Annotated in this window: 24 protein-coding genes and 1 tRNA gene; 20 read left to right on the plus strand and 5 right to left on the minus strand. The window is 43.3% G+C overall.

Translation table 11 applies throughout. The features are described from left to right. The first annotated feature begins 240 nt into the window (after window positions 1-240). From nirD to PSE60_RS00890, 14 genes are all read left to right on the plus strand, one after another. Window positions 241-555, plus strand: coding sequence for a nitrite reductase small subunit NirD (gene nirD, locus PSE60_RS00825; RefSeq protein ID WP_210835855.1), 315 nt, complete (start codon window positions 241-243; stop codon window positions 553-555). A gap of 2 nt (window positions 556-557) precedes the next feature. Then, the gene (locus tag PSE60_RS00830; protein WP_210835857.1) at window positions 558-866 is read left to right on the plus strand and encodes a recombinase-like helix-turn-helix domain-containing protein; all 309 of its coding nucleotides are present in this window, start codon (window positions 558-560) and stop codon (window positions 864-866) included. A 57-nt stretch (window positions 867-923) separates the two neighbouring features. Continuing rightward, complete coding sequence (locus tag PSE60_RS00835) at window positions 924-1964, plus strand: aromatic ring-hydroxylating oxygenase subunit alpha (RefSeq protein ID WP_272664332.1); 1041 nt, start codon at window positions 924-926, stop codon at window positions 1962-1964. Next, a complete protein-coding gene (locus PSE60_RS00840; RefSeq protein WP_210835859.1) occupies window positions 1957-2712 on the plus strand; it encodes an SDR family oxidoreductase in 756 nt (251 codons plus the stop codon). The genes PSE60_RS00835 and PSE60_RS00840 overlap by 8 nt, the downstream gene beginning before the upstream one ends. Before the next feature lie 33 nt (window positions 2713-2745). Beyond that, window positions 2746-3522: an IclR family transcriptional regulator gene (locus tag PSE60_RS00845; protein ID WP_004908423.1), complete on the plus strand. Its 777-nt coding sequence runs from the start codon at window positions 2746-2748 to the stop codon at window positions 3520-3522. 108 nt (window positions 3523-3630) lie between these two features. Then, complete coding sequence (locus tag PSE60_RS00850; RefSeq protein ID WP_198635220.1) at window positions 3631-4548, plus strand: VOC family protein; 918 nt, start codon at window positions 3631-3633, stop codon at window positions 4546-4548. Window positions 4549-4552: 4 nt separating this feature from the next. Next, a complete protein-coding gene (locus tag PSE60_RS00855; protein ID WP_272664314.1) occupies window positions 4553-5770 on the plus strand; it encodes an NAD(P)/FAD-dependent oxidoreductase in 1218 nt (405 codons plus the stop codon). Window positions 5771-5790: 20 nt separating this feature from the next. Then, window positions 5791-7071 (plus strand): MFS transporter, encoded by a 1281-nt coding sequence (locus PSE60_RS00860; protein ID WP_272664315.1) that lies wholly within the window; start codon window positions 5791-5793, stop codon window positions 7069-7071. Window positions 7072-7096: 25 nt separating this feature from the next. Next, complete coding sequence (locus PSE60_RS00865) at window positions 7097-7609, plus strand: cupin domain-containing protein (RefSeq protein ID WP_004257990.1); 513 nt, start codon at window positions 7097-7099, stop codon at window positions 7607-7609. Window positions 7610-7624: 15 nt separating this feature from the next. Further along, complete coding sequence (locus tag PSE60_RS00870; RefSeq protein WP_272664333.1) at window positions 7625-8464, plus strand: alpha/beta fold hydrolase; 840 nt, start codon at window positions 7625-7627, stop codon at window positions 8462-8464. A 10-nt stretch (window positions 8465-8474) separates the two neighbouring features. Beyond that, window positions 8475-9269 (plus strand): SDR family oxidoreductase, encoded by a 795-nt coding sequence (locus tag PSE60_RS00875; RefSeq protein ID WP_272664316.1) that lies wholly within the window; start codon window positions 8475-8477, stop codon window positions 9267-9269. An 11-nt stretch (window positions 9270-9280) separates the two neighbouring features. Next, window positions 9281-10072, plus strand: coding sequence for an aspartate dehydrogenase (locus tag PSE60_RS00880; RefSeq protein ID WP_272664317.1), 792 nt, complete (start codon window positions 9281-9283; stop codon window positions 10070-10072). Window positions 10073-10085: 13 nt separating this feature from the next. Beyond that, a complete protein-coding gene (locus PSE60_RS00885) occupies window positions 10086-11555 on the plus strand; it encodes an aldehyde dehydrogenase (protein WP_272664318.1) in 1470 nt (489 codons plus the stop codon). A 41-nt stretch (window positions 11556-11596) separates the two neighbouring features. Next, window positions 11597-13240 (plus strand): thiamine pyrophosphate-binding protein, encoded by a 1644-nt coding sequence (locus tag PSE60_RS00890; RefSeq protein ID WP_272664319.1) that lies wholly within the window; start codon window positions 11597-11599, stop codon window positions 13238-13240. Window positions 13241-13360: 120 nt separating this feature from the next. Here PSE60_RS00890 and PSE60_RS00895 read toward each other — a convergent pair whose 3' ends face one another. Together PSE60_RS00895 and PSE60_RS00900 are read right to left on the minus strand one after the other, a co-directional pair. Continuing rightward, window positions 13361-13855, minus strand: a complete 495-nt coding sequence (locus PSE60_RS00895; RefSeq protein WP_210835867.1) for a nucleoside deaminase — start codon at window positions 13853-13855, stop codon at window positions 13361-13363. Between the two features lie 400 nt (window positions 13856-14255). Beyond that, window positions 14256-14332, minus strand: a tRNA-Ile gene (locus PSE60_RS00900). 359 nt (window positions 14333-14691) lie between these two features. Here PSE60_RS00900 and PSE60_RS00905 point away from each other — a divergent pair. Beyond that, window positions 14692-15765, plus strand: a complete 1074-nt coding sequence (locus PSE60_RS00905) for an NAD(P)H-dependent amine dehydrogenase family protein (RefSeq protein ID WP_272664320.1) — start codon at window positions 14692-14694, stop codon at window positions 15763-15765. A gap of 45 nt (window positions 15766-15810) precedes the next feature. On the opposite strand, the gene PSE60_RS00910 is transcribed toward PSE60_RS00905, so the two are convergent. After that, a complete protein-coding gene (locus PSE60_RS00910) occupies window positions 15811-16407 on the minus strand; it encodes a GNAT family N-acetyltransferase (RefSeq protein WP_272664334.1) in 597 nt (198 codons plus the stop codon). A gap of 223 nt (window positions 16408-16630) precedes the next feature. On the opposite strand from PSE60_RS00910, the gene PSE60_RS00915 reads away from it, so the two are divergent. After that, window positions 16631-18652, plus strand: coding sequence for an NADPH-dependent 2,4-dienoyl-CoA reductase (locus PSE60_RS00915; RefSeq protein ID WP_272664321.1), 2022 nt, complete (start codon window positions 16631-16633; stop codon window positions 18650-18652). 108 nt (window positions 18653-18760) lie between these two features. Here the strand turns inward: PSE60_RS00915 and sstT are convergent, their stop codons facing one another. Continuing rightward, window positions 18761-20014, minus strand: a complete 1254-nt coding sequence (sstT, locus tag PSE60_RS00920) for a serine/threonine transporter SstT (RefSeq protein ID WP_272664322.1) — start codon at window positions 20012-20014, stop codon at window positions 18761-18763. Between the two features lie 263 nt (window positions 20015-20277). Then, entirely contained in the window at window positions 20278-21237 is a 960-nt protein-coding gene (locus PSE60_RS00925; RefSeq protein WP_272664323.1) for a TerC family protein, read from the minus strand. Window positions 21238-21850: 613 nt separating this feature from the next. On the opposite strand from PSE60_RS00925, the gene PSE60_RS00930 reads away from it, so the two are divergent. The 4 genes from PSE60_RS00930 (at window position 21851) to PSE60_RS00945 (ending at window position 23761) form a co-directional block, all read left to right on the plus strand. Beyond that, window positions 21851-22519: a DedA family protein gene (locus tag PSE60_RS00930; RefSeq protein ID WP_272664324.1), complete on the plus strand. Its 669-nt coding sequence runs from the start codon at window positions 21851-21853 to the stop codon at window positions 22517-22519. A gap of 236 nt (window positions 22520-22755) precedes the next feature. Further along, the gene (locus tag PSE60_RS00935) at window positions 22756-23061 is read left to right on the plus strand and encodes a DUF883 family protein (protein WP_210835876.1); all 306 of its coding nucleotides are present in this window, start codon (window positions 22756-22758) and stop codon (window positions 23059-23061) included. A gap of 6 nt (window positions 23062-23067) precedes the next feature. Beyond that, window positions 23068-23475, plus strand: coding sequence for a phage holin family protein (locus tag PSE60_RS00940; protein ID WP_272664325.1), 408 nt, complete (start codon window positions 23068-23070; stop codon window positions 23473-23475). Then, window positions 23462-23761 carry a YqjK-like family protein gene (locus PSE60_RS00945; RefSeq protein WP_210835879.1) on the plus strand — a complete coding sequence of 100 codons (300 nt, stop codon included), beginning with the start codon at window positions 23462-23464 and terminating at the stop codon, window positions 23759-23761. The genes PSE60_RS00940 and PSE60_RS00945 overlap by 14 nt, the downstream gene beginning before the upstream one ends. Window positions 23762-23859 lie beyond the last annotated feature (98 nt).

A 23859-nucleotide genomic window follows, 5' to 3' on the forward strand; every position in this document is an offset into this window, starting at 1 on the left:
TGTTTTTATTTTCTACACCAAATATGAGTGACGAACTTAATACCTCACGTTAACTGGTTTCTCATATGAAACCAAACTCCATCATAACCTCGACACACCCCACATTTTGAAACGAATATTTTACATATAGTCAACATTCGATTGACTAATAATCATCCATACAATTAATCTGGTTTTAAATAAAAAACAATGTTTCACCTATGAAACAAAATGTTACAACACATTCAAAAGGAGAAAACCATGAGCTGGGTTGCTGTCTGCGATATCTCACAAGTTCAAGAAGAATTTCCTTTTTCCGCCAAAGTTGATGATGCCGAAATTGGGATCTTCTTAGTTGAAGACCAATATTATGCCTTAGAAGATGTTTGTCCACATGCCTACGCTCTGTTAAGCCAAGGTTTTGTTGAAGATGGCAAAGTGGAATGCCCATTACATGAAGCCGTTTTTGATATTAAAACAGGTAAATGTTTACGCGAACCTGGTGGGCGAGATCTCAAAACCTACCAAACACGCATTCACGACAACCAAATCGAAATCAGTTTGATTGAGGAGTAGGAATGGAACCCATTCAAAATTTTAATCCGTATTTGCCGGCGAATAACCAAATCATCCCGGCGCGAGAAGGCGGTAAAGGCAGTATTCAAGCACCGGGAAGTGCACCGAATATCGTTTGGCAAACACGTTCACGCATCCCTGATGAATATGAAAATAAGCTTATTTTTGCACTGGAAACGCTATTCGCCGCAGGCACTGAATCACTTGAAGAATTAGTTAGCGCATTAAATCAACAACAATTATATGACCGACAAGGGCAACCTTGGTCTACCAGCAGTTTCCGCGAATTTCTTCTTGTCAATGGTTACTAACACATTGTCATAAAAAGAAAATAAAACAAAAACACTTTTGATAAACGGAAGCAAATGATGACAACGAATACACAAATTCAAAACTATCAAGATTATCTCGATGTCGGGTTACGAGGGCAATGGTACCCCGTATTATCCAGTTGGGAAGTGAGTAGCGACCCCATCGGTATTACCCGTTTAGAAGAACAAATTGTCCTTTGGCGTGACGATAAAGGACAAATTCACGCACTAGAAGACAGATGCCCTCACCGCGGAGCCCGTTTATCAATGGGTTGGAACCTAGGTGAACGTATTGCCTGCTGGTACCACGGTGTCGAAGTCGGTGGTGATGGTGTCGTTAAAGATGTCCCAGCGGTCAGCCAATGCCCTCTTGAAGGTCAAAAATGTTTAAAAACCTATCCCGTTCAAGAAATTCATGGCGCTATCTTCCTCTATTTTGCGGTAGTTGACGGTGAAACACCCCCAGCCCTTGAGTTTCCTGAAGAGTTAGCTGATGACGAAAACCACAGCAATTTCCTCTGCACCGCATCGTGGAAATGCAATTACCAATATGCATTAGAAAACGTGATGGACCCAATGCATGGCACCTATCTCCATTCATCATCACACTCAATGGCAGAAGGTGATAAACAATCAGAAATGATCCTAGAAGCAACAAAAAGTGGGTTTATTTTCCGTAAAAATGACCAAATTGGTGTCAACTTTGACTGGGTGGAATTCGCGAGCACGGGTGCAAATTGGCTACGTTTATCTATCCCATATCAAAAACGCTTCGGTCCTGGTGGGCACTTTTGGATTATCGGCATGGTCGTTCCTGAAGACCGTCACCACACGCGTGTTTTCTTTTGGCGTATTCGCAAAGTAAAAGACTGGCAACGTGATTTATGGCGCTTTATGTACCGCAACCGCCTAGAAGGGCTACATTGGGATGTCCTAGAGCAAGATCGCATTATTTTGGAAAACCTCACACCAAATGCACGGGATAAAGAGTTTCTTTATCAACACGATGTGGGGTTATCTCGCCTACGTCGCATTATGCAACGTGAAGCGAAGAAACAGTTTGACTTAATCCACAATAAGGAAACTGAAAATGCGTGATGTTTTGGCAGGAAAACGCCTTGTGATCACTGGTGCCGCAAGGGGACTGGGCTTTAGCTTTGCACAAGCCGCCGCAGAGCAAGGCGCTCAAGTTATCTTGTGTGACATCCTCGAACAGCGATTACAAGAAAGTGTCGAGTCCCTACAACAACAAGGGTTTGAAGCCCAAGGTGTTTCTCTCGACTTAGCGGATCCTGACTCAATCACTCATGCATTCGACAGTATTGGTCAACAAGGTGCAATTGATGGGCTGATTAATAATGCGGCTCTGGCAACCGGAGTGGGTGGAAAGCTGCTCGATGAATATGACTTGGCGCTATGGGATAAGGTTATGACCGTCAATGTCAGAGGAACGTGGCTAGTCACCAAAGCCGCCCTCCCCTTTTTAAAACAGAGCTCCCGCGGGAAAATTATCAATATTGCTTCTGACACCGCGCTTTGGGGAGCTCCCAAGCTGATGGCCTATGTCGCCAGTAAAGGGGCGATCATCAGTATGACCCGCTCAATGGCGCGTGAACTTGGCACTCATCGAATTTGCGTCAATGCGATTGCCCCCGGGCTCACAAAAGTCGAAGCGACCGAATACGTTCCAACCGAGCGCCACCAGCTATATGAAAATGGCAGAGCATTACAAGGGGAGCAAATGCCCGAAGACGTTACAGGAACCGCTTTGTACTTGCTTTCTCCTATGGCTGATTTTGTTACAGGACAGCTAATCCCAGTTAATGGTGGCTTTATTTTTAACTAATTTCACCATTCAGTAGGTAAAGAGGTGAGGACCATGAATTCAACATGTAAATATCTGGTACCCGGTTTGGAAAAAGGGCTACAGCTTCTTCTGCTACTTGCAGAACAGCACCGTGAGCTCACATTTGCAGAGATCCTTCGCTTAGTCGATATGCCCAAAGCAACGGCTTACCGTGCGATCCAAACCTTAGTGCACTTGGATTTCCTCGTCCAACACCCACGTACTGGGGCATTTTCATTAGGCCGCAAAGTACTCAGCCTTGGTCTTGGCTATATTGCATCACTCGATTTAACCCAGTTAGGCCAGCCCATTATCGAGCAACTCAGAGACCGAAGCCAATGTAACAGCCATTTAGTCATTCGAGATGGCCGTGACATTATTTACATCGCCAGAGTCAGTGGCGCAGAATCAAAAATTAACCATGTTAGCGTAGGCACGCGTTTATTAGCCCATCGAACCTCACTCGGTCGCATGCTGCTCAGTGGGTTAACTCGCGCTGAATTCGATGCGCTTTACCCAGACGATGAGCTCCCCGACAACGCAGGCAGCAAGCAGGAGTTTTGGCAAATGATCCAAGCTGACAAACTGCGAGGCTATGTGATTGGTGAATCATTTTATCGTCGAGGAATATCATCCATTGTTTACCCTGTTTATAACCAAGCGAATGGCGTCGAAGCGGTGATTAGCATCATGGTGCCAATGAATAGCATCCCTGCACAAGAGTGCCGGCGACTACAAAATGAAGTGAGCTATGCAGCCCAAAAACTCACTGAATTTATAGGTGGCATGAGCCAAGCAAAAGCCGTTTAGCGTTAACCGAATATCATCCACACATTTTTAGGTTTATTGCCATAAGCCTCAGGTTCTTTTTGTCCAAAAAACCTTTGGCAATAACACCAATCGATAGAGGACTTTATAATGTCAGTGATTGGAATAGAAAAATTAGAATTTGGTGTTGAAGATATCCCTAGCAGCCAGAAATTTTTACATGATTTTGGCCTCCAAGCAGCCTCTGATAACGCCTCGTTATTCACCACTTTATCGGGTGCTGAAATACAGTTATTTTCCCACCAAGACCCAAATTTACCCGCACCTTTTGAAGCCGGTTCAACACTGCGCCGCATCACATGGGGAGTTGAAAGCCCGGATAAACTCAAGGAAATCATTGAGAAAATTAGGCCTTGTGATGGTTTTCAACTGACGTCAGATGGCGCACAGTGCCGTGACCCAAATGGCATGACAGTCGCTTTCACCATTAGTAAACAAAAAACAGTTGAATTAGATGTCACCGCTATCAACCAATGGGGAGATATTCGCCGCATTGATAAACCCAGCCCAGTTTACGAAAAAGCCACGCCAATTAACGTCGGTCACGTGGTGTTCTTTGTGGATGACTTACCTTCTACAGAAGCGTTCTATTGCCAAAAACTGGGTTTTCAAGTTTCTGACCGTTATATCGACCGTGCCGTCTTTTTACGGACACAAATAAACGGTTGCCACCATAACCTGTTTTTGCTGAAACTTCCTCATCGTGGCAGCGGCCTCAACCATGTCGCTTTTACGGTTCGTGATATCCATGAAGTGATTGGCGGCGGTCTGGCAATGAACCGCCACCAATGGAGCACCTTTATTGGCCCAGGCCGCCACCCTATCTCATCCGCTTACTTTTGGTATGTCAACAGCCCAACAGGTGGAGCTTTCGAATATTACACCAATGATGATTACCTTACCGATAAATGGCAACCACGCGAACTGGAACATTCCTTGGTTTCATTTACCGAATGGGCTGTAGAAGGCGGTCTCGATTATGAAACTCGTCGCCAAGTTAAGGAGTAGCACCATGAGCTCATTAATCCAAGGCGGTATTGTCATTATCGGTGGGGGTCAGGCTGGTGGTTGGGCGGCAAAAACCCTACGCGATGAAGGCTATCAAGGTATTATTTCGGTGATCAGCGATGAAAACCATGATTTTTATGAGCGCCCACCGCTGTCTAAAGCCGCATTGACACAGGAGAGTTTTTCATTATCACGCTTATTCAGCGAACAAGAAACTCACGCCTTAAATTTACAGTGGTTTCGCCCACTACGTGCCACCAAAATTGATAGCCAAACCCAATGTATTTATTTAAGTGATGGTCGTGTCATTACGTTTGACAAATTACTGCTCGCGACAGGCGGTCGGCCTCGCTACCTGTCGAATCGTTGGCAGCAACATCCACAAGTATTTGCCTTACGTTCATGGGATGACGCTCAGAAATTGCGCATTGCGCTGCTCTCTGCACAAAAAATTGCCATTATTGGTGGTGGTTGGATTGGCTTAGAAGTCGCCGCTTCTGCTCGAAAAATGGGGATTGATGTCACGATTTTTGAGCGGCAAAGCCGCTTATGCGAACGAAGTGTACCGCAGAATGTTTCAGAGGCTCTTGCATTACGCCACACACAAGCAGGTGTTCATGTCATAACCGATTGTGGAGATATCGAACTTGGCGAGCCGACACCAAGCGGATTACAAATTAGTTGCCAAAAACAGCCTTCGCAAAACTTCGATCTCGCTGTTATGGGGATTGGTGTTGAATTAAATCTCGAACTGGCCAAAGAAGCGGGGCTTGATGTCACCCACGGTATTGTGATTAATCATCAAGGGCAAACTTCTCACCCAAATATTTACGCTGCGGGCGACATCGCTTGCCATCCAACACTATCCTTATGTTTACAGTCATGGGCTTATGCGCAAAACCAAGCCATTACCACAGCAAAAGCCATGCTAAACCCGCAGTCTGAAGGGTTCAATGAACTCGCTTGGTTATGGTCAGATCAATACCAGGACAACATCCAAATTTTAGGCGTCCCAACCTCACAAAAATTAAAACATATTCAACGGTATACCCCTAATTCAGAGGTTCATTTTGCTTTAAATGAAAGCAATGAATTGGTGCAAATGATTGCATTTAATGATGCACGAGCCATCAAGCTAGGTAAACGTTGGATACAAGGCCACCGCAAATTGGACCCATCACAACTTGCTGATCCCACATTTTCATTAATGTCACTGAAATAGTGCCCAGCAGGAGAAATCTCATGGCTAATCAGACTATAACCTTACAAAACTCAGAACATGATCAAGTCGAGCAAGATGTTCCTGAAAAGATCAATTGGTTGATCCCTATCGGGTTGTTTTCCTGTGTACTACTGGCTTTCTTCGATAAAATCAGTATTGCAGCTCTATTTTCTGACGAAAAATTTCAGCAAGCTCTGGGGATTGATTTTGACCCAACCCGTTTAGGGTTACTGATGAGCGCATTTTTATTCGCTTATGGTGTTTCTTCCATGCTGCTAAGCGGTATTGGCGATAAATTTCACCCCACCAAAATGCTGTTATTTATGATCAGTAGCTGGTGTTTTCTCATGATTTTTATGGGATTCACACACCACTATGGCACGATGGTTTTTCTGCGTGTATTGCTAGGAATTGCCGAAGGGCCTTTGCTGGCAATCGCTTACGCCATTGTGCGCCGTACCTTTCCGCCAAAAATGCAAGCGCGTGCCACCATGATGTGGTTATTAGGCACACCGTTAGGCGCAGCATTAGGCTTTCCTATCTCATTGTATTTACTCAATAATTATGGTTGGCAAAGAACATTTTTTGTCATGGCCGCCTTTACTGTTCCTGTTTGGTGGCTTGTGGTGATTGGTATTCGCCATCCCAACTTAGTCAATCGCCAAGCTCAGACTAAAAACACAGCAGGTGAAACACTTCCAGCGGAGCAATTGGCCGTGATGCGAGCCCATAAAAAACGCTTATTCCAAAATAGCCATTTTTGGATTATCTGCATGTTTAATATCGCTTTTCTTGTCTACCTTTGGGGAATGAATGGTTGGTTACCCAGCTATTTAATTAAAGGTAAGTCTATTCACTTAGAACATGCAGGAATTCTGTCATCCCTTCCCTTTATCGCCATGTTATTTGGTGAAGCCATCGGAGCGTGGTTATCAGATCGCTACGATCGCCGTGCACTCGTTTGTTTTATTTCACTACTTGGTGCCGTTTTAGGCCTTGCTGGTGTGTTATTTCTCACTGGCACCTACAGCATCATTCTTATGATGGCGTTTAGCATGTTCATGTGGGGGGCGGGCGCACCAAATATCTTTGCTCTACTCGCAAAAGCCACACAAAAGCAAGTCAGTGCATTAGCAGGCGGTATTTTCAATGGGTTAGGAAACCTTGCTGGCGCTGCTGCACCGCTGGCAATGGGAGTTCTTATTACTGTCACTCACACTATGGATAGCGGGCTGTTATTTATCGTCGTCATAGGTTTATTCGGCAGCTTGTTACTAGTGCCTTTACTGAAAAAATATTAATTCATTTTTTATTGGAGATAACACCATGTCACAACCGCAAATCAAACCACAAGATATTCCAATGGCACAATGGATTGAGTCGCGTATTGCTCGCCTTGAAGGGCGTAAATATGACTGGAATGCACTGAAATTCCAAGCGGATTACGACCCTAAATATCGCCGCGCACAAATGCGCTATATCGGCACGGGTGCGACTGGCGTTGCTAATGATGTCAACACCGTTCCCGCAGAGAACTTTACCTTCTCCACCATGGTTCTCCCTGCCAAATGCGAGGGGCCATTACACCTGCACCCCGATGTTGAAGAAGTGTTCTTTATGTTGAAAGGCACCATCACGTTGTTTGTGAAAGATGGCAATGAAGAGTATGAAACCGTCCTGAAAGAACGTGACCTAATTTCAGTCCCTGCGGGTATTTATCGTGGCTTATTTAACCATGGAGAAGAAGAAGCCTTAATGTGCGTCATGATCGGGACACCAAAACCTGCGATCCCGACATATCCTGAAGATCACCCTTTATCAAAAGTTAAACGTAACTAACAGGAGTCGTCAGTGATGAATTTGCTCAATAAAAAACTCCCGGAACCACAGATAGCAGACTTTGGCCAATATCGCCTCAATTGGCGAGAAGCAGGCCAAGGGCACCCGGTGGTATTGCTGCATGGTATCAGTTCTGGTTCTGCTTCATGGGTAAGCCAACTGACCAGTCCATCACTGACAGAACACTATCATCTCTATAGCTGGGATGCGCCCGGCTATTTAGAAAGCCGTGAGCTAGAGACGACAACGCCTACCGCTATTGATTACGCAAATGCATTGAATACTTTTATTGATAAATTGGCCTTATCACCCGTCGTGTTAGTGGGACACTCTCTTGGCGCCATAATGGCAAGTGCTTTTGCAGCGCAATATCCCAATAAAGTTAAAGGCTTAATCTTAGCGAACCCCGCGCAAGGTTATGCCACAAAAAGCCCTGACCAACAAAAACAAGTTTACCAACAGCGGCAAGATATTGTTTTTAGTTCCGGTATTGAGGCATATGCGCAAAACCGTGCCGCTGCTTTGTTATCCGCCAACGCAACCACTGAAAAAGTCAATTGGGTTCAACAGAACATGAAGAAGCTCAACCCCAAAGGCTTCTTAGCCGCGGCGTGGATGCTAGCCCATGACGATATTAGCCAATATTTAAATCGCTATGGTGGCCCCTTGGAAATACTGGTTGGCACAGAAGATACCATTACGCCACCAGCACAAGTAGAGCAACTCGCACGCCAAAAAAACTGCCCTTATTTCCTGATAAACCAAGCGGGACACGCCAGTTATTTAGATGCGCCAGATGCCTTTAACCACCACTTACAACAATTTTTAGAGACGCTCTATTGCAAAGCCGAATAAAGGAAGACTCATGAATTTACAGTTAAATAACCGTGTTGCTGTCGTAACAGGAGGAAGCTCCGGCATCGGCTTTGCAACCGTCAAACTCTTACTGGATGAAGGATGTAAAGTGGCATTCTGCGGCCGTGATCAAGACAAACTCCAGCAAGCGCTTACAACATTACGAGAACACTACCCTCAAGGGCATTTTATTGCACAAACTTGTGATGTTCTTGATAAAACACAAACCGAAGCCTTCGCAAAACAGGTTCATCAACAATATGGACAAATCGATATATTGATTAACAACGCAGGGCAAGGCTATGTCGCAAGCTATAGCGAGACCCCCGAAGAAGCGTGGTTACACGAAGCTCAGTTAAAACTATTTGGTGTGATTAACCCCGTGAATGCTTTTTTGCCATTCTTGGAGCAATCAAATATAGCTTCTATTACCTGTGTCAATTCACTGCTGGCCTTACAGCCTGAACCACATATGGTCGCCACCTCGGCGGCTCGGGCAGCATTATTAAACATGACGCTAAACTTGTCGAAAACACTGTTACCCAAAGGCATCCGCGTGAACTCTATTTTACTTGGCATGGTGGAATCCGACCAATGGCGACGCCGTTTCGACAATCGCAGTGATAAAAATATCGATTGGGAACAATGGATTGGTGATATCGCTAAAAAACGCGGCATTCCAATGCAACGTTTAGGAAAACCCGAAGAGCCCGCACGTGCCTTAGTCTTTTTAGCCTCCCCCATGGCGTCGTTTACCTCGGGTGCCGCTTTAGACGTTTCTGGTGGCTTTAGCCATCATATTTGAAGGATTTAACGATGAAAACACTCATGTTGATTGGTTATGGTGCAATGGCTCAAGAAGTGATTACTCGCTTACCTAATGAGATAGCACTGCGCTACATTGTTGCCCGGCCCCATCATCATCAAGCCATTTTGGAACGCTTTAAAGGGGCAGTCACCCCCATCGATAACTTTGACGATAATATCGTTCCACCGGATTTAGTGTTGGAGTGTGCGGGTCACCAAGCCGTTAAGCAATATGCACCAACGGTACTCGAGAGAGGCTGGACACTGGCCATTATCTCGACGGGAGCACTTGCAGACACGGAGTTTGAACAACACTTAATCGCCTTAACCCAACGCTACCACAGCCAGTTGATCCCACTGACTGGCGCTGTTGCAGGTCTTGATGGCCTACGTGCCGCAAAAGAGGCGAATATCACCCAAGTGACCTATCAGTCACGTAAAAGCCCTGCAAGTTGGCGCAATGGCGCGGCTGAACGTTATGTCGATTTATCGCAAGTGACACAGCCCACGGTGTTCTTTAGTGGCAGTGCCCGTGAAGCGGCACTGAATTTTCCAGCGAATGCCAATGTGGCTGCCACTGTTGCACTGTATGGCATTGGGATGGATGCCACCCAAGTGCAATTGGTTGTTGACCCGACTACCACACAAAACTCGCACCGCATTGATGTTACTGGTGATTTTGGCCATTTCTGCATTGAACTCAATGGAAATCCACTCCCTTCAAATCCGAAAACATCGATGTTAGCCGCTTTAAGTGCTGTTGAAATTTGTCGTCGTGTCGCTGAGCACCAAGCTATTTAATAGGAGCCCTATTATGAACAAAATGGATATTTTTGTTGGTGGTAAATGGCAGCAAGGTCGCGGGCCTGAAATGCAATCGCGTTTTCCGGGGAATAACCAGGTGATTGCGACCCTTAACAGTGCCAGTCTAGAAGATGTCGAAGATGCGGTAATTGCCGCAGATAAGGCCTGGAGAGCGCCTTCTTGGCGTAATCTTCCCGCTCACCAGCGGGCAACTATCTTGTACAACGTGAGCCGCTTAATTGACGAAAACTGCGAAACATTAACTCAATTACAAACCTTGGATAACGGCAAGCCTTGGGCAGAAACACGAGGCTTAGTGATGAGCGCAGCTGCAACCGCTCGCTACTTTGCGGCGGTTTGTGAAGTCTCAGGCGGTGAGCTTCCTCCTCGCCGCCAGCCAGAGCTGATGACCATAAGTACTTACCAACCTATTGGCGTGATCGCTGCAATCACGCCGTGGAACTCCCCGATTGCCAGTGATATGCAAAAAATTGCCCCAGCGATTGCTGCCGGTAACGCAGTCATCTTAAAACCCGCGGAAGCCACACCTTTAATTTCATTAAAATTGGCTGAGCTATTTGAGCAAGCAGGTTTACCCAGCGGCCTATTGAGCGTGCTACCGGGTAAAGGTTCGATTGTCGGTGATGCACTAGTTCGCCACCCTCTGGTGAAAAAAATCTCCTTTACGGGTGGCACCAATACCGGACGACAATTGGCTCACATTGCGGCAGATAAACTCATCACCACGTCACTCGAGCTTGGAGGAAAATCCCCAACTATCGTGTTGTCAGACGCTGACCTTGATATCGCTGCACATGGTGTTTGTTACGGTATTTTTAGTTCGATGGGGCAAGCATGCATCGCGGGTTCGCGCCTATTTGTGGCTAAGGATATCTACTCATCCTTTATGGAAAAGCTAACGCAATTGACCCACAACCTGATTATTGGTGACCCAAGGCAAGAGCGTGTTCACCTAGGGCCATTAATTTCCCCTTCACACCGAGATAGCGTCAGAAACTATGTCGAGCAAGCTGTTCGGCAAGGGGGGAAGATCCGTATTGGTGGAACCGCTCCCGCTGACCCGGCACTTCAAGATGGCAATTACTTTTTACCGACGATTATCGAAGGCTTAAATAACCAATCTACGGTTTGCCAAGAGGAAATTTTCGGCCCCGTGCTCGTCGTAATGCCATTTGATGATGAAGACGATCTCGTTCAGCAAGCTAATGATTCTGTTTATGGGCTTGCCGCTGGTATTTGGACACAAGATTACATCCGAGCGTTTAAGCTTGCCGATGCACTTGATGTCGGCACTGTTTGGGTCAATACCTACAAAGTTTTTTCTATTTCAACGCCATTTGGCGGCTTTAAAGAAAGTGGCATTGGCCGTGAAAAAGGCCTTGAAAGCCTCAAAGCCTATATGCAACAAAAAAGCCTATTTCTGGCACTTAACCCACAACCAAACCGTTGGTGTGAATAGCAAATCCGTCACCGGATTATGGCAGCATTGAGGAGAATAAAATGTCTGAAATGATTACAGTTGGCGAAGCTATCGCCAGAACACTTGAACAATACCAAGTAACAACGGTTTATGGGGTTATTTCAATTCATAACTTACCCATAGCAGATGCTATCGGGCGCCGGGACGTGATTGATTTTACGCCAAGTCGAGGGGAGGCTGGGGCCGTCACCATGGCGGATGCCCATAGCCGTTTTAGTGGCTTAGGGGTAGCGCTAACCAGTACAGGAGCAGGTGCTGGAAATGCTGTTGGATCAATGATTGAAGCTATGAATGCATGCTCCCCCATGATCCACATTACAGGCCAAGTTGAAAAAGCTTATCTGGATATGGACGCAGGGTTTATTCATGAAACACATGACCAACTCGGCTTTTTACGTTCAAGTTCAAAGCAAGCTTTTCGTGTTCATACGCCCGAACAAGCCATCGCCACGCTGCATAAAGCCATTCAAGTTGCTCAAGCTATACCTTGTGGCCCTGTCTCTATCGAAATCCCAATTGATATTCAAAGTGCGCAGGTGCCATTATCTGTACTGAGTGCGCCACTTCCCCCTTCTAGGTTGCCTGACAGTTGTACATCGTTAGTCAATGCCATTTGGGATAAACTTCAACACGCTGCACAGCCTTTATTGTGGGTTGGCGCAGGAGCCCTACAAGCAAAAGGTGCTGTCAAACGCCTTGCTGATGCAGGTATTGCCGTCATTAGCAGCACCCATGGACGAGGTATTTTATCGGATGACCATCCATTCAGCTTACGCGCTTTTCATAATGCAGATTCCGTTGATGCATTAATGCGTTCATGCGATTTAACTATTGTCGCAGGCTCACGTTTACGCAGTAATGAAACCAAAACATGGTCATTACCTTTGCCACACCCCATCATTCAAATCGATATAAACCCACTCGCCGCCAATCGCAACTATTTAGCTGATTTGTCAGTAACTGGGGATTGTAAAAGTTTACTTGAAGCTCTTGCCGATAAAATCGAACAAGCCAAGCGCCCTATCTCTACTCAGTGGAAGAAACAAGTGCAAGAGGCCGTACAGCAGGCGGAAGAACAACTAAGGCAACAATGTGGCCCTTATAGTCAACTCAGTGATGCCGTAGAGCAAGTCTTACCACGCGACGGTATTTTTGTCCGCGACATCACGGTATCAGGGAGTTTATGGGGAAGCCGTTTACTCAAAGCGACCCAGCCAATGCAAAACATTCACTCTTTAGCAGGCGCAATTGGGCTAGGACTCGCCATGGCAATTGGCAGTGCCAAAGCAAACCCTAATGTACCTGTTATTGGCTTAGTTGGTGATGGTGGGTTAATGTTAGGCGTAGGCGAATTGGCCACCATGGCACAAGAGCAGCTCCCGATTGTATTGATTATTATGAATGACCAAGGTTATGGCGTAATGCGAGGTATTCAGGAAAAATATTTCTCAGGCCGCCAATACTATAATGAGTTACTCACCCCTTCATTTAGTCAATTAGCTCAATCGATGGGGATTCAAGCATTTACGATAGATAAAGCCACCGATTTTCAATCAACGCTCCGCCAAGCTGTCGATTTGAAGCAACCTGTTGTCGTTGAAGTGTTAATGAACCATATTGGTACAATGAATTTCTCCGGTCCACCACAGAAAAAGTTATTTTAACTTTCACCATGGTTAGGGTGGCATGAGCCACCCTATTTCATTGATAGATAATGATACAAGCGATTAAAGCCTTCTGCTTTTTAAATTATTATAGTGAGGAACTCTAGCACCCGACTAAGGTTATGAATTTGGCTTAAAATATTGCGTATAAATAGACATCGCTTGCTCTTTTAAGATGCCTTTAACCACTTCAGGTTTAAAGGGGCTTTTGTCAAAGATTTCATCACTCCCCAGCATAATATTAAAACCAGCAATCTCGGCAAGTTCATCATGAGAAAGGCTATAAACCATCCGGCCTAATTGGCTCCATACCATTGCACCGGAACACATACAACACGGCTCACAACTGGTATACAGCGTATAATCGGACAAATCCATGACTTTATGTTCAGAACAATACTGGCGTATGAGACCCAACTCCGCATGATAGGTTGGGTCACTTTCAGTATGAATATGATTTTCACCTGTCATAACGACTTGGTTATTTTTAACTAATACTGCACCAAAGGGTTCATTGCCATTTTTCGCAGCATCCGTTGCTAAAGCCAAAGCCTGCGTCATAAACTGAATATCTAGCGCATTCTGTTGCTCATTGTTGTTAAGCTTATTTTCCATATACACACCCTTTATGCATAAATTAATTTAATTTAAAAATAACCTAAATAGGTTATATCAAGTCTAGTTATGAATTAATACAAAATAACCTGCATGTACACAATTTCCTTGCACATTTGGGAGATGAAAAACATTTCGCCCATGTTTTGTTAGTACAAGGGTGCTACTGAAACTATCAAGCTTAACTATATGAAAAGGATTTCAATTTTTAGGTCACCAAAAGGATTGCAATATCAATCATATAATTTCAAAAAGCCAGTAAATATCTGAGTTAAAAAGAAATGAAAAGCTGAAATGAATTACAAAAGTATTTGGGGGTAATTAGCGTGATATACTTTAGAAAAACAAAAAAGCCACTTCTTTCAAAGTGGCTTAATGTGCTGATTTAACAGCTAAAATTTGGTGGCCCCTACTGGACTTGAACCAGTGACCAATCGATTATGAGTCGACTGCTCTAACCAACTGAGCTAAGGGGCCAAAGTGGAGAGGATTATACGTGTAGTTTTAGCTTAGGTCTAGTATTTCGAAACCGTATGCTGAAATTATGCTCAACTCAATCACTCTTCTTATAATTCAAGGCGATAGCATAAGCAATTGCTATTATTTGAAAGTCGTTTTCTGCAATTTTAATGAGCCCTACTCTTTTTTATTTAAATCAGTTTCTCACGCCTTATCTATATTTAACGCTTACCAATATCAAATTAATAATAAAAACAACATCATAATTGCAACTAAATTTATTAAAAATTCTTTATTCAAATAATTGATATAAAACAATATTTTTTACATTCAGATCTCACAATATAGTTTATAGATAATTCGCATATAGGACAAAAATGATGAAAAAAGTACGTGCAGTTCAATATGGTTGCGGAAAAATGGGTAAATTTTTGATCCGTTACTTGCAAGAGCATGGCGCTGACGTTGTGGCGGCTTTTGATATCAATGAAGCGGTTATTGGCAAAGATATAGGCGAAATCGCAGGGACGACGCTAACAGGGGTAAAAGTACAACCGCTACATGAAGCAAATAAAACCCTCGAAACATTAAAGCCTGATGTTGGCATCATCGCCACATTGAGCACCATGGCTGATCTAGAAGATGCATTCTCCTTATTTGCTCGCCATGGTGTGAATGCAATTTCAACCGGAGAAGAAGCCCTGTATCCATGGAATTCATCACCAGAAATTACACAAAAACTCGATGCACTAGCCAAAGAAAATAATTGTACCCTTGCAGGTAGTGGCTACCCTGATATGTATTGGGGCGTACTCATTGACACCTTAGCAGGCTCCATGCACAAATTGGTAAAAATCAAAGGTTCTAGCTGCTATAACGTTGAAGATTATGGTATCGCTCTCGCCGTTGGCCACGGTACTGGTTTAACCGTTGATGAGTTCGACAAACAAATTGGTAACTATAACGACTTACCTTACGATGTTATTTCTCAGAAAATCGAAAGTGGTGAATATGCACCTCCCTATATGTGGACACAAAATGGTTGGCTATGTAGCCGGCTTGGTCTGACGATCATCAACCAAACTCAGCGCTGTGTACCGCAAATTGCTCAACAAGATATTTACTCCGACACCCTCAAAATGACCGTCAAAAAAGGAGATGTACTGGGCTTATCTGCCGTGGTGATCACCGAAACAGCAGAAGGTATTACCCTTGAAACAGAGTGTATTGGAAAAATCTTAACGGCGGATGAGTGTGATAAAAACAGCTGGCAATTCATTGGTGAACCCAACACCTCAATTGAAGTGAATAACCCAGCAACTGTAGAATTAACTTGTGCAAATTTGGTGAACCGTATTCCGGCATTGATTAATAGCCCTGCAGGCTATACCACCACAGAAAAAATGCCAAACAATGTGTTTATGACCAAACCTATGCATGAGTATTTATAGCGAACGCCGCCCACCTTTCGGTGGGCGACTTACCGGCACCTAGCCTCAGCGCGGTTTCACCATCTGCCATTCTAAGTGATGTTTTATCGACGGCCATTCTGACTCGATAATACTATATACACAGCTATCACGTAGCTCACCTGTTTTAGTTTTCATATGGTTGCGCAAAATACCATCGAGCTTGGCCCCTAAACGTTCAATAGCTCGACGACTTTGGCTATTTAAAAAGTGCGTACGGAACTCCACTGCAACACAATTTAATTCCTCAAAAGCATGCTTTAACAGCAAATATTTAGCCTCTGTATTTAATGCGGTGCGTTGTACTTCGACCCCATACCAAGTAGCGCCGATTTCAACCCGTCTTACCGCATGGTCCACACGGTTATAAGAAGTAATACCCACAGGCTGACCACTGCGTTTATCTATTACCACAAAAGGTAAACATTCCTTTTTCTGGAAATTTTCCAGACGCTTTTCCACATCTTGAGAGAAATGCTCAGGCTCAGGGACTAAGGTATACCACAAATTATTCAACCCATCTCGTCGAATGATATCTGCCAGTTCGGCATCATATTGGTGAGATAGAGGCTCAAGGCGAACATATTCACCTTCTAAAGTAATAGCTTGGCAAATCTCTTTCATCATGGTTTTCCTATATTGTTCTTTATGCTCTGTGTCTCTTTTTTTAATCTCTTTTTATGACATAAAAAAAGAAAAACGCCTATTTTTTTATGACACTCAGCTATTTAACCGAAAACATATGATAAAAATCACAAAATTTTAACATCTTTACCAAATTGCGGCTTCATTACGCTACAGTTAACTCATCTGACCTGTTAATGAAATCCCGAATGGGAGTATAATAATGAGCAATTTCCCACACCTTTTTACCCCGCTTGATTTAGGCCATACCGTCCTAAAAAATCGCATTTTGATGGGCTCAATGCATACTGGGCTTGAAGAACACCCACAAGGCAGCGAACGACTGGCGCATTTCTACCGCTTACGCGCTGAAAATGGTGTCAGCCTCATCATTACTGGTGGCATTGCCCCCAATCCTGAAGGGGCACTTACTGCACATGGCGCAGTACTAAATGATGAAAAACAGCTGTTATTTCATCAACAAATCACGGATGCCGTCCACCAAGCTGACGGTAAAATCGCCTTACAAATTTTGCATGCAGGGCGCTATGGGCTACACCCCAAATTAGTTGCCCCAAGCCCTATTCAAGCTGAAATTATTCCATTCGCCCCCAGAGAGCTCGCAACTAATGACGTTGAAAAAACGATTGATGACTTTGTGAAGACAGCCAAACTCGCTCAACAAGCAGGCTATGATGGTGTCGAAATTATGGGCTCCGAAGGTTATTTAATTAACCAATTCATCACCAAACGTACCAACCATAGAACCGATAAATGGGGTGGAAGCTACACAAACCGAATTCGGTTTCCTATTGAAATCGTACGGCGAATACGGGAAGCCGTTGGTGCTAACTTTATTATTATTTATCGACTTTCCATGTTGGATTTAGTCGAAGAAGGTTCAATATGGGAAGAAATCGAATTACTTGCCAAACAAATTGAGAATGCAGGCGCCAGTATGATTAACACGGGTATTGGTTGGCACGAAGCTCGAATACCGACGATAGCAACGCAAGTCCCACGTAGTGCATTTAGTTGGGTTACCCAGAAATTAATGGGAAAAGTGAATATTCCGCTGATAACCACTAACCGCATCAATGACCCTTTTGTTGCAGAACATATTATTGCCAATCATCAAGCCGATATGGTTTCAATGGCTCGGCCGTTTCTTGCTGATGAAGCGTTTGTTCGCAAAGCGGCAGAAAATAGAGCAGACGAAATTAATACCTGTATTGGCTGCAACCAAGCCTGTCTCGACCTCATTTTTAGTGGAAAACTGGCCAGTTGTTTAGTTAACCCACAAGCCGTTAGAGAAATGGATTACCCCAACGAAAAAGCCCCTCTGAGTAAATCTGTTGCAATTGTTGGCGCAGGGCCTGCTGGGTTATCTTGTGCAATATACGCTGCAAAACGGGGGCACCGCGTCACTTTGTTTGAAAAATCTAACCACATTGGTGGGCAATTTAATCTTGCAAAGCAAATACCAGGTAAAGAAGAATTTCATGAAACTATCCGTTACTTCTGCCGACAACTAGAACTATTAAATGTTGATGTGCGCCTTGAACACCAAGCCGATGTTGACTGTTTATCGGGGTTTGATGAGGTCATTATTGCAACGGGTGTCATCCCACGGAAAATCCAGCTTGAAGGGGTTGATCACCATAAAGTCATTTCTTATATCGATGTCATCACCAAACAACGCTCGGTTGGGAAAAGCGCCGCGATTATTGGTGCTGGAGGGATTGGCTTTGACGTTGCTGAATTACTAACCCAAGAAGGGAAAAGTAGCAGTTTAGATGCTTCACTATTTAATAAAGAGTGGAATATTGATACCACAATTCATTCTAAAGGTGGCGTATTCCCCCCACAAAAAGTCCCTATGGCATCAGCCCGTCAATTGTACTTATTACAGCGTAAAAATAGTAAAGTAGGGGCGGGTCTTGGTAAAACGACGGGTTGGGTTCATCGTTTGTCACTGATGAAACGTGGTGTTCATATGCTAAATGGTGTTGAATACATGCGAGTTGATGACGAAGGGCTCCATATTCGCTATCAAGATAAAACCCAATGCCTTCCCGTTGACAATGTGATTTTATGTGCAGGTCAAGAGCCTTACCGCCCATTAAAAATACAATTAGCAGAACGTGGCATTAATGCCCATGTTATTGGTGGCGCTGATGTAGCAGCCGAACTTGATGCTCGCCGCGCCATTGAACAAGGAATGAAAATCGCGTATCAGCTTTGAGTGCTTGTTCTATTGGTGAGGTTTGTCACTGAAATTAATCGTATTTTCAAAAATAAAGGCAGAGATTGTTTTCACGATCCCTGCCTTTTTCTTTAGTTTATTTGCTCGTTAATCACGGTGAGACAACCGCGCTTCCGCGTTCGCCAGTTTCTCATCTTCGGCTAAGCACACCGCCGCAGTAAATAACACGTCAGTTGAAGAGTTAAGCGCCGTTTCTGCTGAATCCTGTAACACGCCAATCATCACACCAACCGCGACGACTTGCATCGCAATCTCATTTGAAATACCAAACATGTTACAAGCTAATGGGATCAGTAATAGAGAGCCCCCAGCAACCCCTGAGGCACCACACGCACATACTGCAGCCACAACACTTAATAACAATGCCGTTGGGATATCAACAGGGATCCCTAACGTATGTACCGCAGCTAACGTCAGAACAGTAATCGTTACCGCTGCGCCTGCCATATTGATGGTTGCGCCTAATGGGATAGAAACAGAATAGGTATCTTCATGCAGATTCATACGACGACACATCCCCATATTCACAGGAATATTCGCTGCAGAACTACGTGTAAAGAATGCCGTTACCCCACTTTCACGTAAACAAGCGAAAACTAATGGATATGGGTTGCGTTTCATTTTCCAATACACAATTAGTGGATTAACAATGAAAGCAACAATCAACATACAGCCAATCAATACGGCGAGAACATGTATATAGCCTTTTAAGGTTGCAAAGCCTGTCGTTGCGATAGTTGAAGCAACCAAACCAAAAATCCCTAAAGGCGCTAAGCGGATCACAACACGTACCAGCTGTGTTACTGCATTAGAAAAGTCATGAACTAAATTTTTTGTGGTTTCATTTGCATGGCGCAGCGCAATACCCAGCCCGATCGCCCACGCTAATATACCAATATAATTACCCTTAATCAGTGCATCGATAGGATTCGCAAATATGTTGATTAGCAAACCTTTTAACACTTCGGCAATATTACCCGGCGGATTTAACTGTGTATCCCCCACTGCTAAAACTAAACTTGACGGGAACAGGAAAGAACCAATAACTGCAACAACCGCGGCAAAAAATGTTCCCAAAATATACAACACCAGTATCGGTTTGATATTGGTTTTTTGCCCTTGACGATGGTTAGCAATGGATGACATCACTAATACCCATACCAATACCGGAGCAACCGCCTTTAACGCACTAACGAATAAATCCCCTAACAACCCGACATTTTTTGCAGCAGATGGCCATAACCATGCAAGCAAAATACCCGCGACCAAGCCAACCAGTATCTGCTTGACTAGACTACCTTGGCTAATAACTCGCCATAACCCTGTTTTATTTGTATCCATAATAGACCTATATTATTTATCTTTATTAGGAATTAAATGTGTTTGCACAGCAAGTATAAGGAATAATAGTCGCCTGAAAAGGCAATTATTCAAAATATACACAATGATTGACTTTGTTTAACAAACATTTTACATAACTGTGATCTCAATAGAGTTTTGTTTCTTATAGTAGAATGAGAGGAGTAAAATGGTTGAGTATTTTCATAGAGTTAAAAAAAATCCCCTACTTTTACAGTAGAGGATTTAAAAGTGAAAAAGTTAAATTAACTTTTTGCTTCGTTACGTTTATTAACAATGGCATTAATGATTAACGTTACGACTAAGATTGACGCAATCACCCCCAACGAAATCGGCGTTGGAATATGAAAAATATCGATTAACAGCATTTTTATACCGATAAAGCTTAAAATCACTGCTAAACCGTATTTTAGCATTGAGAACTTCTCAGCAACCCCAGACAACAAGAAATACATCGCACGTAGGCCTAAAATGGCAAATAAATTCGATGTTAAAATAATGAATGGGTCAGTTGTTACCGCAAAAATAGCGGGTATGCTGTCCACCGCAAATATCACATCGCTAATTTCAACTAAAATCAGTACTAAAATAAGTGGAGTCGCAAACAGGACACCATTACGTTTAATAAAGAATTTTTCACCATGCAATTCATCCGTCATACGTAAATGAGAACGAACCCATTTTACTAACGGTTTATCCGTAATTGGCGAGTCATCTTCTTTAGCAAAAGCCATTTTCAAACCAGTAAATAGCAAGAACAAGCCAAATACATATAAAATCCAGCTAAATTGTGTGACTAACCAACTGCCTGCAAAAATCATAATTGTACGAAGTACGATAGCGCCTAATACTCCATAAACCAGCACACGACGCTGTAAATTTGCAGGGATTGCAAAATAACTAAAGAGCATTAACCAAACAAATACGTTATCAATAGCTAATGCTTTTTCTAATAAATAACCCGTTAAGAACGCTATTGTTTGGCTATCGGCAAACTCACGTCCCACGTTTTCATTAAGATACCACCAAAAGCCCGCCGCAAAGAGAAGCGAAAGCGTTACCCACACGATACTCCAAGCCGCAGCCTGTTTCATCGACATTGCTTGGCCTTTGTGTTTCCCTTGCCAGAACAAATCAATGAGTAGCATAAGTAAAATAATAACGGCAAAACTACCCCATAAAATAGGGTTACCAACTGAGTGCATTTTCCTTTCCCTTAAAAACAAAAAACGGCTGATATCCAGAAGACATCAGCCGCTTAAAATTCATTAACCACAAGTTATTTCTTTTGGTTGTAAATTATGAGCAAACCTCGCCTTCTGGCAAGGTCTCACTTACAACACAAATAACCCGAAAACAGGGAACTGTGGTGCTCGGCTACCGGGTGTAATGAGTACACCGTAATGACGATAAACCGACAAGAAGAAGTTACTCCCCTTTGCTATGGCGATAAGATACGGTAAATAGTCTTAAAATGCAATAATTAGCCATTATTGTTTTATCGTTATTTTTTTACATTAAAAGATAAATTAACCAGTATATTTCGCATACTCTAAGCAAAAAGCAGGCTAATAGCCGTTTTTAAGCAATTTACATCGTTACATGCCACACAGTAATTTGTAAAAATCAGCCGAAACTTAAATGAATTCTAAAAATAAGCTTAAAATTTGCTGTTTAGTTATTTTCTGTTTTGTTAAAGTGAGCGTGCTTTACACTAACAGCCTGAGGAAACACTACTTTCACTTTGGCATTCACTTAATCCATTTCTCCCTGCCCAACAACAAGTTTGTTGCTGTTATTGCCGTTTAGGAAACATTAATGGAATTAGTTAAAGAACTTTTTTTCGCCCTTTGGCACCAAGATTATGTCACCCTATCTAACCCTGCGTTAGTGTGGTCGATTTATTTCATGCTGTTCGCTATCTTGTTTCTTGAAAACGGGGTATTACCTGCAGCGTTTTTACCTGGCGATAGCTTGTTGATTTTAGTTGGTGTACTCATCGCTAAAGGCACATTAAGTTATCCACTCACCATCGTAATTTTAACCGCTGGCGCCAGTTTAGGTTGCTGGGTAGGTTATATACAAGGGCGATGGCTGGGGAACACACGTATTGTTAAAGGCTGGCTAGCACACTTACCCGAACACTACCACCAACGCGCTCATGGCTTATTCCATCGTCATGGCCTCACTGCCTTATTAATTGGCCGTTTTTTAGCTTTTGTTAGAACACTACTTCCAACAATTGCAGGTCTCGCAGGTTTACAGAATGGCCGTTTCCAAGTATTTAATTGGTTAAGTGGTCTGTTGTGGGTGTTAATTTTAACTGCTATCGGTTATGGCTTTGGTAAAAGTCCAATCTTCCTACAATATGAGCATCACATTATGAATGTATTAATGCTAATTCCTGTAGGCTTATTAATCCTTGGGTTAATCGGTAGTATTGCTGTTGTCGTAAAGAAAAAACTGTCTAGCAAAAAAGCAAATTAATCCTACATGCGGGAACCAATTTGTTCCCGCATTATTAATTTTACTTAATTTTACTTCCCTCCTTTCTCATCACATGCTGTATTTCTAATTAATTGATTACACGATATTTTTTAAATCTGTAATTTTTACATTTTTTCTTAATATCGGGTTTATTATTGAATAACTCATTGCACTTAATGCAAAAACAGTTATTGTTAATACAGTGAAGTTTCTTTTCTATTGATAGGAGGTTCTATATGTCATCAAATCATTCATCAGAAGACCTACGCGCGGAACTAAAAGCGTTAGCAGATTCTCTTGAAGCCGTATTGAATGATACAGGCGAGAAGTCGAAAGAAGAGATTGAAAGCTTGAAATCCAAAGCGAAAGACGCACTTTGCTCATCTCGTGCTAGGCTCGGCCAAACCACCGAAAGGATCACTGAACAAACTAAAGAAATTGCGGGTCGCGCAGACAACTATGTCAAAGAAAACCCATGGACTGGTATCGGTATTGGTGCTGCCGTTGGTGTAGTTCTTGGCGTACTTCTCGCGAAACGTTAATTGCTTATGGAACAAAATCAACAACGTCAGGGCCCCGGTAAAGGGGTCCTTGAAATACTGCAACGCATCGCCAGTATTACCGTTAATATTGTTGAAACTCGCCTTCAGCTCATTGCCGTCGAGCTCGAAGAAGAGAAAGTTAATTTTATCCAGCTGCTATTATTAGTTGGGCTAGCACTTCTTTTTACTGCTTTTGGCCTGATGTGTCTAATTGGACTCATTTTTTGGTCTGTAGACCCTATTTACCGATATCAAGCACTGGCTATCACGACAGGGAGTTTGGTTCTACTCGCCGTTATCTTTGCTGTTTGGGCGCTCAAAAAAGCGAAACAGTCTACTTTATTGAGCTCCACACGGGAGCAACTAAGCCAGGATGCAAATGCATTAGCAGGTAAGGATAATGACCAGAAATAAACGCCAATTACTTGCCGAAAGAAAACAACGGTTACTCAACAGAATTGAGCAGCAACGGAATGACCTTGCTGCCAGCTCTGAAGATTGGCTGCATGTGACAGCCCCTTATGACCGTACATGGAAAACCTTCGTTACCTTCCGTCCTTTATTTATTGCAGCAACAGGCCTGCTTTCGATTTATTCACTAAAAAAACCACAACGCATACTTCAATTAGGAAAAAAAGCCTTCACAATGTGGGGCATAGTAAGAACAATTCAAAGTACAATTAATGCAGGAAAGAAATAATTCAACTTAAAATCAATAAGTTAGTCTAACCACGACACTTCAACTCATTTCCCCTCATCACTATTCAAATTTTTTGACCATCTTTGTGAATAAGCTTT

The organism is Providencia sp. PROV174 (genome assembly GCF_028480685.1).
GTDB classification, from domain to species: Bacteria; Pseudomonadota; Gammaproteobacteria; order Enterobacterales; family Enterobacteriaceae; genus Providencia; species Providencia rettgeri.

Bases quoted from the DNA above. Each gene is read 5' to 3' on its own strand.
- PSE60_RS00875 (WP_272664316.1), top strand. From the start codon at position 8,475: ATGAATTTACAGTTAAATAACCGTGTTGCTGTCGTAACAGGAGGAAGC.
- PSE60_RS00930 (WP_272664324.1), top strand. From the start codon at position 21,851: ATGGAATTAGTTAAAGAACTTTTTTTCGCCCTTTGGCACCAAGATTAT.
- PSE60_RS00830 (WP_210835857.1), top strand. From the start codon at position 558: ATGGAACCCATTCAAAATTTTAATCCGTATTTGCCGGCGAATAACCAA.
- PSE60_RS00870 (WP_272664333.1), top strand. From the start codon at position 7,625: ATGAATTTGCTCAATAAAAAACTCCCGGAACCACAGATAGCAGACTTT.
- PSE60_RS00935 (WP_210835876.1), top strand. From the start codon at position 22,756: ATGTCATCAAATCATTCATCAGAAGACCTACGCGCGGAACTAAAAGCG.
- PSE60_RS00850 (WP_198635220.1), top strand. From the start codon at position 3,631: ATGTCAGTGATTGGAATAGAAAAATTAGAATTTGGTGTTGAAGATATC.
- sstT (WP_272664322.1), bottom strand. From the start codon at position 20,014: ATGGATACAAATAAAACAGGGTTATGGCGAGTTATTAGCCAAGGTAGT.
- PSE60_RS00945 (WP_210835879.1), top strand. From the start codon at position 23,462: ATGACCAGAAATAAACGCCAATTACTTGCCGAAAGAAAACAACGGTTA.
- PSE60_RS00905 (WP_272664320.1), top strand. From the start codon at position 14,692: ATGATGAAAAAAGTACGTGCAGTTCAATATGGTTGCGGAAAAATGGGT.
- PSE60_RS00840 (WP_210835859.1), top strand. From the start codon at position 1,957: ATGCGTGATGTTTTGGCAGGAAAACGCCTTGTGATCACTGGTGCCGCA.
- PSE60_RS00885 (WP_272664318.1), top strand. From the start codon at position 10,086: ATGAACAAAATGGATATTTTTGTTGGTGGTAAATGGCAGCAAGGTCGC.
- nirD (WP_210835855.1), top strand. From the start codon at position 241: ATGAGCTGGGTTGCTGTCTGCGATATCTCACAAGTTCAAGAAGAATTT.
- PSE60_RS00895 (WP_210835867.1), bottom strand. From the start codon at position 13,855: ATGGAAAATAAGCTTAACAACAATGAGCAACAGAATGCGCTAGATATT.
- PSE60_RS00880 (WP_272664317.1), top strand. From the start codon at position 9,281: ATGAAAACACTCATGTTGATTGGTTATGGTGCAATGGCTCAAGAAGTG.
- PSE60_RS00845 (WP_004908423.1), top strand. From the start codon at position 2,746: ATGAATTCAACATGTAAATATCTGGTACCCGGTTTGGAAAAAGGGCTA.
- PSE60_RS00910 (WP_272664334.1), bottom strand. From the start codon at position 16,407: ATGAAAGAGATTTGCCAAGCTATTACTTTAGAAGGTGAATATGTTCGC.
- PSE60_RS00890 (WP_272664319.1), top strand. From the start codon at position 11,597: ATGTCTGAAATGATTACAGTTGGCGAAGCTATCGCCAGAACACTTGAA.
- PSE60_RS00925 (WP_272664323.1), bottom strand. From the start codon at position 21,237: ATGCACTCAGTTGGTAACCCTATTTTATGGGGTAGTTTTGCCGTTATT.
- PSE60_RS00855 (WP_272664314.1), top strand. From the start codon at position 4,553: ATGAGCTCATTAATCCAAGGCGGTATTGTCATTATCGGTGGGGGTCAG.
- PSE60_RS00835 (WP_272664332.1), top strand. From the start codon at position 924: ATGACAACGAATACACAAATTCAAAACTATCAAGATTATCTCGATGTC.
- PSE60_RS00915 (WP_272664321.1), top strand. From the start codon at position 16,631: ATGAGCAATTTCCCACACCTTTTTACCCCGCTTGATTTAGGCCATACC.
- PSE60_RS00865 (WP_004257990.1), top strand. From the start codon at position 7,097: ATGTCACAACCGCAAATCAAACCACAAGATATTCCAATGGCACAATGG.
- PSE60_RS00940 (WP_272664325.1), top strand. From the start codon at position 23,068: ATGGAACAAAATCAACAACGTCAGGGCCCCGGTAAAGGGGTCCTTGAA.
- PSE60_RS00860 (WP_272664315.1), top strand. From the start codon at position 5,791: ATGGCTAATCAGACTATAACCTTACAAAACTCAGAACATGATCAAGTC.